Consider the following 15,978-nt stretch of genomic DNA (forward strand, 5'->3'; position numbering starts at 1 on the left):
GAGCAGTCGTTGTGACTGCTCTGTCTTTACCATATAGAACATGCCTACAATCACCCTCAAACTTTTCGCCTCTTTAGCTAAAATAGCACCTGAAAATATAGGCGGAGAAATTAGAACGGTTCCTATTCAAGCTGGTGATACCATCACCAGCATTGCCGATCGTGAAAATTTATCGCATAAGACTCTGCATTTAGTTATTTTAAATGGCACTTATATCGACAAAGACAAACGTGACTCCACACTGCTTAAAGATGGCGACACGTTAAGTCTCTGGCCTCCGGTTGTTGGCGGCTAACAGATAAACGCCTATTTCCTGCTTGCTATCCTTTCTCGTTATTGGGAAAATGCCAGCTTACTCGCAACATAGCATATACTTTAAAAATGGATAGCAGAACAGCAACTGTTAATCGCGACACCCTAGAAACCCAAATCTCAGTTTCTATTAACTTAGACGGTAACGGTAAAACAAACTTTTCTACGGGAATCCCCTTTCTCGAACATATGCTTGACCAGATTGCTCGTCACGGCATGATAGATTTGGACATTAATGCCAAGGGCGATTTGCATATCGACGCTCATCACACCGTTGAGGACCTAGGCATTACATTAGGCAAAGCTGTTACTGACGCGCTGGGCGACCGCAAAGGCATTTATCGTTATGGTCATGCCTACGTACCACTAGACGAAGCTTTATCTAGGGTTGTAATCGATTTTTCTGGCCGCCCGGGACTTGTTTACGATGTCGAATTCCCTCGCGCAAGAATTGGAGATTTTGACGTTGATTTATTTCGTGAATTTTTCCAAGGTTTCGTAAACCATGCCAACATCTCTTTACATATAGATAATTTAAAAGGCCTTAATGCACACCACGTTGCTGAAACTATCTTTAAAGCGTTTGGCCGGGCTCTTCGTTTTTCATTAGAAAGAGACCCCCGTATGGAAGGCATCGTCCCTTCAACAAAAGGTTGCTTGTAACACTAAACGAGATCTAAATTATGGCCACCGTTGCCGTTATTGACTATGGGATGGGGAACTTACACTCCATCGAAAAAGCACTAAAAACCGCTTCCCCAAACGCTACTGTTATTGTAACGGCCGATAAAAATATTATTTTATCTGCTGATCACGTTGTTTTCCCTGGCGTAGGCGCTATTCGTGACTGTATGGCTGCACTACAAAAAACAGGTTTAGATGACATCATTAAACAAGTCGCACAGAACAAACCTTTACTCGGTATTTGTCTTGGTATGCAAGCGTTATTGCAACATAGCGATGAGAACAATGGGGTTACATGCTTAGGCATTATCCCTGGAAATGTTATAAAGTTTCCATCAGGAACATATGATGAACAGGGAAATACTATTAAAATTCCACACATGGGGTGGAATGAAGTTAATTACACAAACAAAAACCCACTTTTTAATAATATAGCTCAAAACGAACGATTTTATTTTGTTCATGGCTATCATGCTAGCGAAGTGGGCGAAGAACACACCTCTGCTACCACAAACTACCCAGCCCCCTTTCCCTGTGCGCTTATGTGTAAAAATATAGTCGCTGTACAATTCCACCCTGAAAAAAGCCAACATGCAGGATTGCAGTTACTTAGAAACTTCTTAAAATGGGATGGTACAGCTGAATCAAATGGACATGCTTAACTATTTTTCCAATCAAACAGATACCCTTTAAACGCAACCCTTAACACCACCAGGAACAACTAACATGATTCTTATTCCCGCCATTGATCTTAAAGAAGGTAAGTGCGTTCGCTTACGCCAAGGCCGCATGGATGATGAAACTATTTTTTCAGACAACCCTGTAGAGGTTGCTTCACGCTGGGTAAATGAAGGCGCTAAGCGGCTACACCTCGTTGACTTGGACGGTGCTTTTGCTGGCAAGCCTGTAAACGCAGGTGTTGTTCACGATATTGCGCAGGCTCACCCCGATTTAATCATCCAAGTTGGCGGCGGTATCCGCGACGAAGATACTATTCAGACCTACCTTAATGCTGGCGTACAATACGTCATTATCGGCACAAAGGCAGTCAGCGCCCCCCACTTTGTTGGTGATGTCTGCGCAGAGTTCCCTGGCCATATTATCGTTGGCCTAGATGCAAAGGATGGCAAAGTCGCTATTGATGGCTGGTCAAAACTATCTAATCACGATGTTATCGACCTAGCACAGCATTTTGAAAATGACGGTGTTGAGTCTATTATTTATACAGATATCGGTCGAGATGGCATGATGAAAGGCGTCAATGTTGAAGCCACCGCCAAACTTGCCCGCTCTATTCGTATTCCAGTTATTGCCTCTGGCGGTATTACCAATATGGATGACATTTATGCCCTAGGTAAGGTGGCCGATGATGGCATCATGGGCGCCATAACCGGTAGGGCTATTTACGAAGGCACGCTTGATTTTGCTGAAGGTGAAAAACTAGCCGAGACGTTTGCTTAATATGGCACTGGCCAAACGTATTATTCCTTGCCTAGATGTAGACAATGGCCGTGTTGTTAAGGGCGTCAAATTCGTTGATATTCGAGATGCTGGCGACCCCGTTGAAGTTGCCAGACGTTATGACCAAGAAGGAGCGGATGAAATCACCTTTCTTGATATTACCGCCACCTCGGATAACCGCGAAACCATTGTGCACGTTATAGAACAAGTTGCCGATGAAGTCTTTATTCCCCTAACCGTCGGTGGAGGTATTCGCGAATTAGCCGATATTAGCCGCATGCTAAAAGCAGGGGCAGACAAAGTTGGCATTAATAGCGCAGCTATTTTTAACCCTAACTTTGTTAAGGAAGCCGCCGAGAGATTTGGTTCACAATGCATTGTTGTCGCTATTGACGCTAAATGCGTTAGCGCCAACGGCGAACCCAAACGCTGGGAAATATTCACCCATGGTGGCCGAAAAGAAACCGGTATCGATGCCATCGAATGGGCAAAAAAAATGGTTGCCTTAGGCGCCGGTGAAATTTTACTCACCAGTATGGACCGTGATGGTACTAAAATTGGGTTTGATCTTGAACTCACCCGCGCCATCAGCGAAGCGGTTGAAGTACCCGTTATTGCCTCTGGCGGTGTTGGCACCTTAGACCATTTAGTCGATGGCGTCACTAAAGGTAAAGCCGATGCAGTCCTCGCTGCTAGCATATTTCACTTTGCAGAGTTTAGTATTGGTGAAGCAAAACAGCACATGCAAGATAATGGTATAGAGGTTCGATTATGAGCACCTGGCTTGACGAAATAAAATGGGATGAAAAAGGCCTTCTCCCTGCTATAGCTCAAGACCACAAAACAGGCAAAATACTTATGTTTGCTTGGATGAACCAACAAGCTTTACAGCTTACCGTTGAACAAGGGCACGCTGTTTATTGGTCGCGTTCTCGCAATAAACTTTGGCATAAAGGTGAAGAATCTGGTCACCAACAAATCATCAATGATATTCGCTTAGACTGCGATGGAGATGTTATCCTACTGTCTGTTGAACAAAAAGGCGGTATTGCTTGTCATACTGGCCGGGAACGTTGCTTTTATCGGCAATTAGTCGATGAACAATGGCAAGACACAGACCCTGTTTTAAAAGACCCCAAAAATATTTATTCAAATGAGTAACATACTGAAGCGACTTGAAACCATCTTGCAGCAGCGCAAGCAAGATGACCCCACAGCATCCTATGTTGCCAGTTTATATGATAAAGGGCTTGATACCATTCTTAAGAAAATTGGCGAAGAGGCAACAGAAACGGTCATTGCCGCCAAGTCTGGCGATAAAACACAAATTATTTACGAAACGGCAGATCTGTGGTTTCATTCACTGGTCTTATTAGCACAACAAGACTTAAGTGCTGACGATGTGCTGAAGGAACTTGAGCGCCGCTTTGGGCTATCTGGGCTAGATGAAAAAGCCAATAGAACCAAGTAGAATGATTCTTACTACAACTTTCAATTAGAGGTTACCATGGGTGGCATCGGCATTTGGCAATTAATTATTATTCTCGTTATTGTGCTTTTATTATTTGGCACGAAACGCTTACGTAACCTTGGTGGCGACTTAGGTGGCGCAATCAAAGGCTTCAAAGGCGCCATGAAGGAAGGCGAAAAAGAAAAAGACACTGATCATCAAAAATCAGTTGCTAACGACGATACTAAAAAAGACGACTCGACACAGTAATTAACGCTTTATTGGCGTTCATTGCTGATAACGTTTTACCTTATGTCAGACATTGACCCTAACGACCAAGAAACCAGCTTCGTTTCGCACTTAGTTGAATTACGAACGCGTCTTATTCACGCGATCATTGGTCTGCTCGTCGTTTTTTTGCCACTGGCTCCTTTCGCGAATGACATCTACTCACTGGTCGCTCAACCGCTGCTAACCCATATGCCAGAAGGCACTAGCATGGTCGCAATTGAAGTGATTTCACCCTTCCTAACACCGCTAAAGCTAACCCTAATGTTGTCCGTTTTTATTAGCATTCCATGGGTTTTCTACCAAGTCTGGCTGTTTGTGTCTCCTGGTCTCTATCAACATGAACAACGCATCGCCTTACCGTTAATTAGCGCTGCTACTTTCCTGTTTTATGGTGGTATGCTGTTCGCTTATTTTGTCGTCATGCCGCTGATCTTCAAGTTTCTGACAGCAACCGCGCCCGAAGGCGTTGCCGTGATGACTGATATCAGCAAATATTTAGATTTCATCCTAACGCTATTTTTTGCTTTCGGCATGGCATTTCAAGTGCCTATTGCAACGTTTTTGTTGGTTAAAACTGGCGTATCAACACCACAAAGCTTGGCTGAAAAGCGCCCTTATATCATCGTTGGCGCCTTTGTTATTGGCATGTTATTAACACCACCTGATATTATCTCTCAAACCTTATTAGCTTTACCCATGTGGTTACTTTTTGAAATAGGCCTTTTAATGTCAAAAAGGTTTGCTCGACCAACCGAACACCAAACAGCCCAATGAAAACACTATTTTTACTCCTAATTATTACTATGTGCTCACCAGCATACGCAAACATGCCTTCTTTAAAACCTTGCCCAGATAAACCCAATTGCGTCTCCAGTAAAGCAGATGACGAACATGCTATTGCACCCTTTAAATTAAAACAAAATCAGCCAGTTGATCAACAGCGATTGCTAGAGGTGCTTAACCAGCTCGACAACAATATCGCTGTTATCCATGATGAGAATCATATTCATGCAGAAATCACCAGTCGTGTTTTTGGTTTTGTTGATGATCTCGATTTAATCATAAATATAGAGCAACAAATTATTCATGTACGCTCGGCCTCCCGTACGGGTTATTACGATTTTGGTGTTAACCGACGTCGCGTTGAAAGACTTCGTTCATTATTAAAACAACACGGCATTATTCTGTGATCCCTACGGCTGAACCTTTATCCTCATACCCAAAATATTGGGCGGAGTGCTATGGCGTAGCACCCTTCTTACCGACAAGCCGCGCAGAAATGGATGCGCTAGGTTGGGATAGTTGCGATATTATCGTCGTCACCGGCGATGCCTATGTAGACCACCCAAGCTTTGGCATGGCTGTTATTGGCCGACTACTGGAAAAACAAGGCTTTCGTGTTGGCATTATCGACCAACCTGACTGGCAAAGTACCAAAGATTTTTCGGCACTAGGAAAACCAAACTTATTCTTTGGTATTGCTGCCGGCAATATGGACTCAATGATTAACCGCTATACTGCGGATAAACGCGCCCGCTCAGACGATGCATATACACCTGGTGATCAGGCAGGTCGTCGTCCAGATCGCGCCGTTATTGTGTATACACAGCGATGTAAAGAGGCCTTCCCAGATGTCCCCACGGTGCTCGGAAGCATTGAAGCGAGCCTACGAAGGATAGCCCACTACGATTACTGGGATGATGCCGTTAGGCGCTCCATTTTAATTGACTCTCAAGCCGATATTTTACTCTATGGTAATGCGGAAAGAGCTATTGCGGAGTTAGCACACCGACTATCCCAAAATGAAGCCATCGCCAATATTAAGGATATTCGCGGCACGGCGTTCGTCCGCAATACATTACCGGATGGTTGGACACTCATTGACTCCACTCGCATTGACCGGCCAGGTAAAATTGACCCACACAATAACCCTTATCAGTCAGATGAAGAATTGGCCGCAGCAACCGGCGGAAAATGTCAGGTCAACAATACAAATGATTCCGACGATGGCAGCCAAGTCGTCACACTCAGCTTTTTACCTAAACACAGCAAAACTGATCGCGCTAAAACGGTTATACGTTTACCTTCATACAAAAAGGTAAAAAGCGACCCTGTTTTATACGCCCATGCTTCACGGGTTTTACATTTAGAAACCAACCCCGGCAATGCGCGTGCATTAGTACAAAACCACGATGGCAAAGACGTTTGGTTAAATCCACCACCGATTCCTTTATCCACCGAAGAAATGGACGAGGTATTTGGCTTGCCCTTTCAACGCGTCCCTCACCCAAAATATGATGGGCAGCGTATTCCCGCTTATGAAATGATCCGTTTCTCCATCAACATCATGCGCGGTTGTTTTGGTGGCTGTACTTTTTGCTCCATTACCGAACACGAAGGGCGTATCATTCAAAATCGTTCAGAACAATCCATCTTGAACGAGATTGAAGACATTCGCGACAAAACACCGGGGTTTACCGGCACAATCTCTGATCTTGGCGGCCCAACAGCCAATATGTATCGTCTTGCTTGTAAAGACCCCAAGATTGAAGCTGCCTGTAGACGACCTTCTTGCGTCTACCCTGGCATTTGCGACAACTTAAATACAGACCATGACCCGTTAATTAAGTTATATAAAAAAGCGCGAAAAATTAAAGGTGTTAAACGGATTTTAATCGCTTCCGGCCTGCGGTATGACCTTGCAGTAGAATCACCTGAATACGTTGAAGAACTGGTAACGCATCATGTCGGAGGTTATTTGAAAATTGCCCCCGAACATACTGAACAAGCGCCTTTATCGAAAATGATGAAACCAGGTATTGGCACTTACGATCGCTTTAAAACCATGTTCGAGAAATTCACCAAAAAAGCCGGGAAAAAACAGTATCTCATTCCGTACTTTATTGCCGCTCACCCGGGCACCGAAGACGAAGACATGGTCAACCTAGCTTTATGGCTGAAAAAAAATAAATTTCAAGCCGACCAAGTGCAAACCTTCTATCCATCGCCGATGGCCACCGCAACGGCGATGTATCACACTGGGAGAAATCCGCTTAAAGGCCTCAGCTATAAAAGCGAAAAAGTGAACACCGTCAGAAAGATTGAGCAGCGTCGTTTACACAAAGCACTGCTTCGTTATCATGACCCTGCTAACTGGAAGGTCATCAAAGATTTACTGTTAAAATCTGGCAAAAAACACCTCATTGGCGAAGCCCCCAACTGCTTAATACCTAGCAAACCTGTTGGCACAAAGAACTTTAAAAAGAAAGGTGTGCAGAAGTTTGTTACTAAGCACACTAAACAAGGTTACAAACCATTGACTACTAAAAAAGGAAAAAATAAGCTTTAACCCCTTTCCTTTGGCCAAGCATTGCCAAATCTATAAAACGTACTACACTGAAAACTAATACTTTCAAGAACCGTGTTCATGGAAAGAGTACGTTTTATTATATTTTGCCTTATTTGCCAACTATCGCCCCTTTCTCAGGCGGTTGAACTTATTGCGCACCCTAGCGTACCTGTTGATACGCTATCCGCTACAGCAGCCCGTAACATCTTTACCATGCGCACCCTATATTGGCCCAGCGGCCGCCCCATAAAAGTTTTTGTGTTGAGCGATGAAAACGCTCTTCATCAACAATTTTCAAAAACAAGCCTACATGTTTTCCCTTATAAACTTAGGCGCATATGGGATAGAAACATTTATTCTGGCACAGGGGAGGCCCCCATCACCGTCGACAGTGAAGAAGAAATGCTGAAAGCCATTTCTTCTTCTCCCGGTGCCATTGGCTACGCTAACAAAGGAAATGATAATGTGCGTATTATTAAAATCGATTAAACATCGTTGCTGGGCTTTACTGGTTATTAGTAGCCAACTGCTAACCAGTTTCAGCCCCGCTCATTCTTTTGAGCCGTTAGACGACTTTCAAATACATGGCTTTGCGAGTCAAGGTTATTTTTTAACTACTGCAAATAATATATATGGTCAAAGTAGTAAACACCGTGGAACCTTAGGCCTTACAGAAACTGGCATTAATGTTTCCTTTCGCCCCCTAGATAACATACGAGTAGCTGCACAAGGGATATATCGACATGCTGGTGATGTAAGCGAAGAAGCGGGGATCGATTTTGCCTTGATCGACTGGACGATTATAGATAGTTACAGTCTGCGCATGGGTCTTCGCTTAGGGCGCATCAAAAACCCTTTTGGCTTTTATAATGAAACGCGTGACGTAGCCTTTACACGACCTTCAATAACCTTACCCGGCATAAACTACGAACGCTCTCGTAACCTACTTCTAAGCACCGATGGTGCTCAAATTTATGTCGATAAAACTCTAGATATTGGTTACTTTTCGTTTCAACTTAATGCTGGAGAATTAGGTGATGATTTAGACGAGCTTGAAATCGCTATTTTGACATTCGATGCCCCCGGCCACTTAGAAAATATGCCTAGCTACATCACTAAAATTGGCTATGAAAGTATCAGTGGCGCAACACGTTTAGCATTTAGTTATGCGAATGCTGATATGGAGTACAAACCCAGCGGGCTAGGCGACTTTTTTGACAATGGTGATTTAGATTTTGAACAGTTTATCTTGTCTGCCCAACAACGTTTTGGCGATATTACCTTAACTGGGGAATACCTTAGACAAGAAAATACTTTTAAAAACTTTGGCCCTTTCTACCCTGATGCATCGCCAGTAACTGAAAGTTACTACCTTCAAGGGGATTATTATTTCACCAACCGTGTGAAAGGCTATGCGCGTTATGATGCTTTATTCTTAGACAAAGATAACCGAAACGGCAGAACCAGCGTACCTAATTCACTTCGCAGTGCTGCTTTTACTAAAGATTATATGCTCGGCCTAGAATGGAGCCCCTCAAGCCAATGGATGATTCAAGCAGAGTATCATCGCCTCAATGGCACCGCCATTTTGTCGTTTGCCGACAACCCAGACCGACTAGCCACAAAAAAGCATTGGAGCCTGTTTGCGCTGCAAGTCTCGTATCGCTTCTAATTTAATTAGCAAAGCAGCCAAAATCTTATGCGTCGAAAAAATAACTTATTTTTTAGCATCAAATGGAAAGCTCTATTACTTTTCGGCCTGTTGCTTAGCATTACCCATGCCATCCAATATGGCACCAGTTATAAGCAAATTACTGAGCAGTTTGAACGCCAGCATCATCAGGAACAACAATACCAATTATCTATCGTTAAAGCACTCATCGGCCAATCTGCAAGGCTTATCGAACAAATAGCAGAATTGAACACCACACAGCGTAGCAACACTCCCACTCAGTTTGAAGAACAGGCTATTAAAGCTATCACTCAGCAATGGGGGAGCCTACAAACCAACTGGGGCTTAGTGTCTATATCGTTTTACAACCAAGAAAGCCAACTAAAGGCACTCTGGGGGTCAAACGTGACGGCGGTCATACCCAATGAAGACTTAACGAACGTCCTAAGACTAGAAAAACCCAGTTATAAGCTATTTTGCCAAATCCAATGCTACCAAATTGTCTACATCCCTGTCCTTGCTGATTCAATGGGCGAGCAGAACGCTTTATTTGTCTTTGTTCGCTCGTTGGCCGACATTATCATTACATTTAAAGAAGCAACACGTACAGATATCGCCATCCTAAGCCGCTCTTCAACTACTGAGGACAATGAATACGGGCCGCTCAATATTGTGGCTAGTACTAACCCATATAAGCTTAAGCAACTTCTTACAAATTTTTATAAGGCCCACCCAGAGCAAAACCTTGCCGATACCAACGGCAGTCATTTAGATCTAGGGCAGCAGCAATTTAGCTTACGCCTGTTTAATTTAGTCGAGCCTTCTCATTCAAATAGCCCACAGCTTCTAATCGCTACCGACCTTTCTGAAGACTATCTCTTAATTGAGCAATCTAAAAAAGAAGCGCTTTATGCCATCTTACTGGCGCTAATCGCCTCTGTTGTGATTCTTTTACCTATTTTGCTGAAGGCTACTCATCGATTAATAACGGTCAGCAATGCATTGCCTGCTCTATCTAAAGGGAACTTCCATCAAGCAAGAGTCTATTTGCAACAAACGCGTAGGCATAAATATAAAACTCAAGACGAGTTAGTCACACTCGAGCAATCAGCCACTATGGTGATTGATCAATTAGAAAAAGGCAGTCAGTTAATTAGAGAAAAAGAACAAAACCTTGTTTGGCTCGCAGACCATGACTCTCTCACCAAGCTCTTTAATCGCCGCCGCTTCCAACTTGAGTTTGAGCAGCAATTAAAGATTTCTCAACGTTATAGAAGCAACGGCGCTATTCTTTATTTAGATCTCGATCAGTTTAAATACATTAATGACACCAGTGGCCATGGCGCCGGCGACCTTTTATTAAAACAAGTCGCTGAGACCATACAACAAACTATCCGCTCATCCGATATCTTAGCTCGCTTAGGGGGCGATGAATTTGCCTTACTGTTACCCAATATTGATGCTCATGGCGCCACTCAATTCGCTCAAAAAATTATAGAAAAACTGCGTTTAATGCGATTTGAATACAATGGCACGCAACATAATATTAGCGCCAGTATTGGTATCGCTATGTTCCCCGAATATGGTTTGACTGTTCAGAATTTTATGTCAAATGCCGATATCGCAATGTACCAAGCTAAAGAAAGCGGCCGTAGTAAGTCACACCTATACTCCCAAAAAGAACAAACCAAAGAATTACTAAAAACACGCATTTTATGGAAAGAAAAAATTGAAGCGGCTCTTGCAGATAAGCGGCTTTGCCTACATTTTCAACCAATTTTAGATATTAAAACTAATCAAATCTCTCATGCTGAAGCTCTCGTTCGAATGATCGATTTGGACGGTGAAATTATTATGCCTAACAGCTTCATCCCCATTGCCGAACAGTCTGGACTCATCAACCAAATTGACTTAGCTGTTTTACAGCTGGCCTTTGAAACATTACGTTTCTTACAGACACAAAACAACCCTTTAAAACTATCGATTAACCTGTCGGGCAAAGCTTTTAACAATACCCTCCTTATCAGCACCCTTAAAGAGGGGCTCAAGCAGCACGATATTAACGCTAAAAAACTAATCATAGAAGTCACCGAAACCACCGCTGTGGCGAACATCAATACAGCCGTCAACCTAATGAACGATATCAAGGAAACCGGTGCTAAGTTTGCACTTGATGACTTCGGCGTTGGCTATGCGTCCTTCTTTTACCTACGCCAATTACCCGTTGATTATATAAAAATAGATGGCTCCTTCATTCAAACACTTGAAAAACATAAGGAGGATCAAGTGTTTGTTAAAGCAGTGTCTGAAATATCCCAACTATCTGGATTAAAAACCATTGCTGAGTTTGTTGAAAATCAAACCATTTTAGATTTGCTTGCATCGTATAATATTGATTATGCTCAAGGCTACCATATAGCAAAGCCCTCGGCGACGCTCCCTAATAACAAACTAATCCTCAGTCACTAATCAGCCTAATATCTATACATTGACCTCGCCCTTATCGTTAAAAACCTTAAGCTTAATCGCTGGCCCAATTCTATCTTGTGTGCTGTTTTTCAGCTTTCATGGAAAGCTGCCTGAGCCTCTTATCATTACAGCAGCTATCGCTGTTTGGTGTATTACTTGGTGGATTTTTGAACCAGTGCCGATCCCCATCACGTCACTGTTACCAATTGCTATTTTTCCACTAACAGGCGTCTTAACAAGTGAGCAAGTAGCTGCCGCTTATGGCAATAAGCTTATCTTACTATTACTAGGCGGCTTCTTACTGTCTACGGCTATTTCTCATTGTGGCGCTCATCGCCGTATAGCACTTACCATGGTCCATTGGTTTGGTAACAACAACCCGAAACGATTAGTATTGGGGTTTATGGTCGCCTCGGCCACACTTAGCATGTGGATTTCCAATACAGCTGCAACGATCATGCTACTTCCCGTTGTGCTAGCCGTCGTTGATAGCACTGACAATAAAAAGCTAGCCATTCCTTTATTACTAGGCCTCGCTTATTCTGCCAGCATCGGTGGCATCGGCACACCCATTGGTACCCCTCCAAATTTAATTTTCATGCAGGTTTATGAAGAGAACACCGGCTTGCAAATTAGCTTTACCCAATGGATGAGCTGGGCGCTACCGTTAGTAATCACTTTTATTCCCATCGTCTGGCTTTGGCTCACCCGACACCTACAGGGTACAGGCGAATTTTCCTTACCTGCTGTGGGCGCATGGACAACACACGAACGACGAGTCACACTTGTCGTTGGGCTTACCGCGTTGCTATGGATCACTCGCCGAGAGCCTTTTGGTGGTTGGAGTGGTTGGCTAAATTTACCGCACGCTAATGATGCATCTATCGCATTACTGGCCGTTATCGTCTTATTTATTACCCCAAATGGCAACAAGCAAAAACTCTTAGACTGGAAAGCAGCTCAGCAAATACCTTGGGGTATTTTATTATTGTTTAGCGGAGGCATTTGTCTGGCCAAAGCTTTTGTTGCCTCGGGTCTAAGCAACCAACTAGGTGAACAACTATCCGCTGTCACCGCCTTTAGCCTTATAGTGATGATAGCCATTATTGCGTTAAGCGTGACCTTTATGACCGAAGCGACCAGCAATACCGCCACCACAGCCATGCTGATGCCCATACTCGCCGCCACCGCCATTAACGCTGACATTGACCCCTTATTATTAATGGTTCCCGCCGCATTCAGCGCCAGCTGCGCCTTTATACTCCCTGTTGCTACTGCCCCGAACACCATTGTGTTTAGTAGTGGATACATCCATGGTGATCAGATGGCAAAAGAAGGCTTTATATTAAACTTGCTTGGCACCCTTGTTATAACAGCCATCTGTTGGTTCGTTTTACTCTAAATTGCGCCTTGCTATATTGCAGGTTCCGCCATTAAAAGGTCTACCAAAATGATGAGAGAAACACTCCAGTGATGACACTCTCTTCATTCATTGCATCGCACCGCTTAATCCTCTATAATACAACACAATAAAAACACTTACCCTACAAAGGGTATACACACCAATCAATTCACACACGGTGTCATTAAAAATAACTTGGAGGGGTGTTATGTCGGCTAATACTGACCATTACTGGACGGATAATATTCGTCTCATTTTGAAGCTGCTATTTATTTGGTTTCTTGTCTCTTTTGTGTTCGGCATCATTTTAGTTGAACCACTTAATAGCATTGAATTTGCTGGCTTTAAGTTAGGCTTTTGGTTTTCTCAGCAAGGCTCCATTATTTCTTTTGTTTTTTTAATTTTTTATTACATTAAAAAAATGAGCGCACTAGATGCTAAATACGGCGTGGATGATTGATATGGAATTACAAACACTTATTTACTTAGTGGTTGGGGCCACATTCGCGCTGTATATCGGCATTGCTATTTGGGCCAATGCAAAAACAACAGGCGATTTTTATATTGCCGGCAAAGGTGTTCACCCTATCGTTAACGGCATGGCGACCGGAGCTGATTGGATGTCAGCGGCGTCGTTTATCTCAATGGCTGGTTTAATTTCATATTTAGGCTACGAAGCCGGTGTGTATTTAATGGGTTGGACAGGTGGCTATGTACTTCTTGCCATGTTACTAGCGCCATATTTACGTAAATTCGGCAAATTTACTGTGCCTGAATTTATTAGTGATCGCTATTATTCACGTGCCGCTCGTGTCATTGCTGTCCTGTGTTTAATTTTTATTTCTTTTACCTATGTCGCAGGGCAAATGCGCGGTGTTGGTATCGTCTTTTCGCGCTTTTTAGAACTACCTATAGATCAAGGTTTATACCTTGGCATGGGCATTGTGTTTATCTATTCGGTCATTGGTGGCATGAAAGGCATCACCTACACGCAGGTTGCACAGTATATTGTGTTGATGTTTGCCTATTCTGTACCGGCTATTTTTATGGCCATACAATTTACAGGCAACCCTATTCCACAAATTGCGTTTGGTAGTCAAATGTCAGATGGCTCTGGGTTTTTATTAGATGCCTTGGATAAAACACTGCTTGATTTAGGTTTTGGTGCCTACACCGAGCCGTTTAACGATAAATCAATGATCGACGTTGCCGCTATTACCTTAGCCTTAATGGTCGGCACGGCTGGTTTACCGCATGTTATTGTGCGCTTTTTTACCGTTCCTAAAGTCTCTGATGCAAGAAAATCGGCTGGCTGGGCGCTTATTTTTATCGCCTTGTTATATACCACCGCGCCAGTTGTTGGCTCCTTAAGCCGTTTAAACATTATCAACAGTATTAATGGGCCTGATAACAGCGGCACCGCCTACACTGATATGCCTAGTTGGTTCCAAACGTGGGAAAGCTCAGGCTTACTCGGCTGGTTTGATCATAACGGCGATGGTAAATTGCAATATGCTGCAGGTAAGGCATTTGCTGGCGAAGGTAAGCCTGTATTCGATGCTGAACAACGTGGCGCTTTAGGTGAACGCATCATTACTAATCCGTCTGAAGGCAAGGTAGTGAATAACGCACCATTTGCTAATGAAATTTACGTTGATCGCGACATTATGGTATTGGCTAGCCCAGAAATCGCCCAATTACCCAATTGGGTCATTGCATTAATCGCTGCTGGTGGTGTTGCCGCTGCTTTATCCACGGCTGCTGGTTTATTATTAGTTATTTCCGCCAGTATTTCGCACGATTTATTAAAAAGCACCTTTATGCACAAGATCAGCGAGAAAAATGAATTACGCGCTAGTCGAATTACCTCGGCCTTCGCGATTCTCGTTGCTGGTTATTTAGGCTTGCACCCACCCGCTTTTGTTGCTCAAGTCGTTGCGTTTGCCTTTGGCTTAGCTGCATCGTCCTTGTTCCCGGTGCTGATTATGGGTATTTTTAGTAAGCGCATGAATAAATACGGCGCCATTTGCGGCATGCTCACCGGGCTGGTGTTCACGATGGGCTATATCATTTATTTTAAAGGCATTTTTATAGAGCCAATGGCGGCTAATACCGCTGAAAACTGGCTGTTTGGTATTTCACCGGAAGGCATTGGTGCGATTGGTATGTGCTTGAACTTCTCCGTCGCCTTTATTGTGTCCAGCCTAACGCCTGCACCGCCTCAAAGTGTACAGAATATGGTTGAACGAATTCGGCTGCCCAATGCAGCCGCTGCCGCTCACGATCACTAAGAAGCGATAATAACGATGCTTAACACTATTTGGGTAGATGCCGACGCCTGCCCTGTTGTCATAAAGGACATTTTATTCCGCGCCGCAGAGCGCACAAACACTCAAATGACCTTGGTGGCCAACCAAGCCATCCGGGTGCCGCCTTCTGCTTATATTTCTTTTTTACGCGTTAATCAGGGTTTTGATGAGGCCGATAATGAAATTGTTAAACGAATGCAAGCGGGAGACTTAGTGATTACCGGCGACATTCCGTTAGCTGCTGATGTCATAGAAAAAGGTGGCACGGCCTTAAACCCGCGTGGTGAGCTATACACAAAAGAAAACATTAAAGACCGTCTTAATATGCGCGACTTTATGGAAACCATGCGTTCCAGTGGCTTAGAAATTGGTGGCGGCCCACCGCCTTTAAATAATACCGACCGACAAGTATTTGCAAATCAACTCGATAAACTTTTAACTCAAGCCAAACGTTGACGTTCGTTTTATTGTTTTAGTTCAGGCGCTACTTAATAGAAAGCAAGCCTATAGGAAACAGCCCTCCCTTATTCAATCGATAATAAGCCGTAATAACTCACACCTAATATACCAACCGTTATT

At 43.5% G+C, this 15,978-nt stretch carries 18 protein-coding genes; all 18 read left to right on the forward strand.

Features of this window, described 5'->3' with window-relative positions; translation table 11 throughout:
- The first annotated feature begins 40 nt into the window (after positions 1-40).
- The 18 genes from Q91_RS10695 (at position 41) to Q91_RS10780 (ending at position 15,855) form a co-directional block, all read left to right on the forward strand.
- Positions 41-295, forward strand: a complete 255-nt coding sequence (locus tag Q91_RS10695) for a MoaD/ThiS family protein (protein ID WP_015006919.1) — start codon at positions 41-43, stop codon at positions 293-295.
- Between the two features lie 86 nt (positions 296-381).
- Entirely contained in the window at positions 382-975 is a 594-nt protein-coding gene (gene hisB, locus Q91_RS10700; protein ID WP_015006920.1) for an imidazoleglycerol-phosphate dehydratase HisB, read from the forward strand.
- Between the two features lie 20 nt (positions 976-995).
- Positions 996-1,658, forward strand: coding sequence for an imidazole glycerol phosphate synthase subunit HisH (hisH, locus tag Q91_RS10705; RefSeq protein ID WP_015006921.1), 663 nt, complete (start codon positions 996-998; stop codon positions 1,656-1,658).
- Between the two features lie 64 nt (positions 1,659-1,722).
- The gene (gene hisA, locus Q91_RS10710) at positions 1,723-2,457 is read left to right on the forward strand and encodes a 1-(5-phosphoribosyl)-5-[(5-phosphoribosylamino)methylideneamino]imidazole-4-carboxamide isomerase (RefSeq protein ID WP_015006922.1); all 735 of its coding nucleotides are present in this window, start codon (positions 1,723-1,725) and stop codon (positions 2,455-2,457) included.
- Position 2,458: 1 nt separating this feature from the next.
- Positions 2,459-3,232 carry an imidazole glycerol phosphate synthase subunit HisF gene (gene hisF, locus Q91_RS10715; protein WP_015006923.1) on the forward strand — a complete coding sequence of 258 codons (774 nt, stop codon included), beginning with the start codon at positions 2,459-2,461 and terminating at the stop codon, positions 3,230-3,232.
- Positions 3,229-3,618 carry a phosphoribosyl-AMP cyclohydrolase gene (hisI, locus tag Q91_RS10720; protein WP_015006924.1) on the forward strand — a complete coding sequence of 130 codons (390 nt, stop codon included), beginning with the start codon at positions 3,229-3,231 and terminating at the stop codon, positions 3,616-3,618. The genes hisF and hisI overlap by 4 nt, the downstream gene beginning before the upstream one ends.
- A complete protein-coding gene (locus tag Q91_RS10725) occupies positions 3,611-3,928 on the forward strand; it encodes a phosphoribosyl-ATP diphosphatase (protein WP_015006925.1) in 318 nt (105 codons plus the stop codon). The genes hisI and Q91_RS10725 overlap by 8 nt, the downstream gene beginning before the upstream one ends.
- 36 nt (positions 3,929-3,964) lie before the next feature.
- Positions 3,965-4,177, forward strand: coding sequence for a Sec-independent protein translocase subunit TatA (gene tatA, locus Q91_RS10730; protein WP_015006926.1), 213 nt, complete (start codon positions 3,965-3,967; stop codon positions 4,175-4,177).
- 42 nt (positions 4,178-4,219) lie between these two features.
- Positions 4,220-4,972, forward strand: coding sequence for a twin-arginine translocase subunit TatC (gene tatC / locus Q91_RS10735; RefSeq protein WP_015006927.1), 753 nt, complete (start codon positions 4,220-4,222; stop codon positions 4,970-4,972).
- 53 nt (positions 4,973-5,025) lie between these two features.
- Complete coding sequence (locus Q91_RS10740; protein WP_015006928.1) at positions 5,026-5,388, forward strand: DUF1499 domain-containing protein; 363 nt, start codon at positions 5,026-5,028, stop codon at positions 5,386-5,388.
- Positions 5,388-7,547, forward strand: coding sequence for a YgiQ family radical SAM protein (locus Q91_RS10745; RefSeq protein WP_148271156.1), 2,160 nt, complete (start codon positions 5,388-5,390; stop codon positions 7,545-7,547). The genes Q91_RS10740 and Q91_RS10745 overlap by 1 nt, the downstream gene beginning before the upstream one ends.
- 78 nt (positions 7,548-7,625) lie before the next feature.
- Entirely contained in the window at positions 7,626-8,036 is a 411-nt protein-coding gene (locus Q91_RS10750) for a hypothetical protein (RefSeq protein ID WP_015006930.1), read from the forward strand.
- Positions 8,011-9,219 carry a hypothetical protein gene (locus Q91_RS10755; protein WP_015006931.1) on the forward strand — a complete coding sequence of 403 codons (1,209 nt, stop codon included), beginning with the start codon at positions 8,011-8,013 and terminating at the stop codon, positions 9,217-9,219. The genes Q91_RS10750 and Q91_RS10755 overlap by 26 nt, the downstream gene beginning before the upstream one ends.
- 27 nt (positions 9,220-9,246) lie before the next feature.
- The gene (locus Q91_RS10760; protein WP_015006932.1) at positions 9,247-11,688 is read left to right on the forward strand and encodes an EAL domain-containing protein; all 2,442 of its coding nucleotides are present in this window, start codon (positions 9,247-9,249) and stop codon (positions 11,686-11,688) included.
- 19 nt (positions 11,689-11,707) lie between these two features.
- Positions 11,708-13,090, forward strand: coding sequence for a DASS family sodium-coupled anion symporter (locus tag Q91_RS10765; protein WP_015006933.1), 1,383 nt, complete (start codon positions 11,708-11,710; stop codon positions 13,088-13,090).
- Between the two features lie 208 nt (positions 13,091-13,298).
- On the forward strand, positions 13,299-13,550 hold the full coding sequence (locus Q91_RS10770; RefSeq protein ID WP_015006934.1) for a DUF4212 domain-containing protein: 252 nt from the start codon (positions 13,299-13,301) through the stop codon (positions 13,548-13,550).
- Positions 13,525-15,381 carry a sodium:solute symporter family protein gene (locus tag Q91_RS10775; RefSeq protein WP_238538331.1) on the forward strand — a complete coding sequence of 619 codons (1,857 nt, stop codon included), beginning with the start codon at positions 13,525-13,527 and terminating at the stop codon, positions 15,379-15,381. The genes Q91_RS10770 and Q91_RS10775 overlap by 26 nt, the downstream gene beginning before the upstream one ends.
- Positions 15,382-15,396: 15 nt before the next feature.
- Positions 15,397-15,855: a YaiI/YqxD family protein gene (locus Q91_RS10780; protein ID WP_015006936.1), complete on the forward strand. Its 459-nt coding sequence runs from the start codon at positions 15,397-15,399 to the stop codon at positions 15,853-15,855.
- Positions 15,856-15,978 lie beyond the last annotated feature (123 nt).

Source organism: Cycloclasticus sp. P1 (genome assembly GCF_000299965.1).
GTDB classification, from domain to species: domain Bacteria; phylum Pseudomonadota; class Gammaproteobacteria; order Methylococcales; family Cycloclasticaceae; genus Cycloclasticus; species Cycloclasticus pugetii.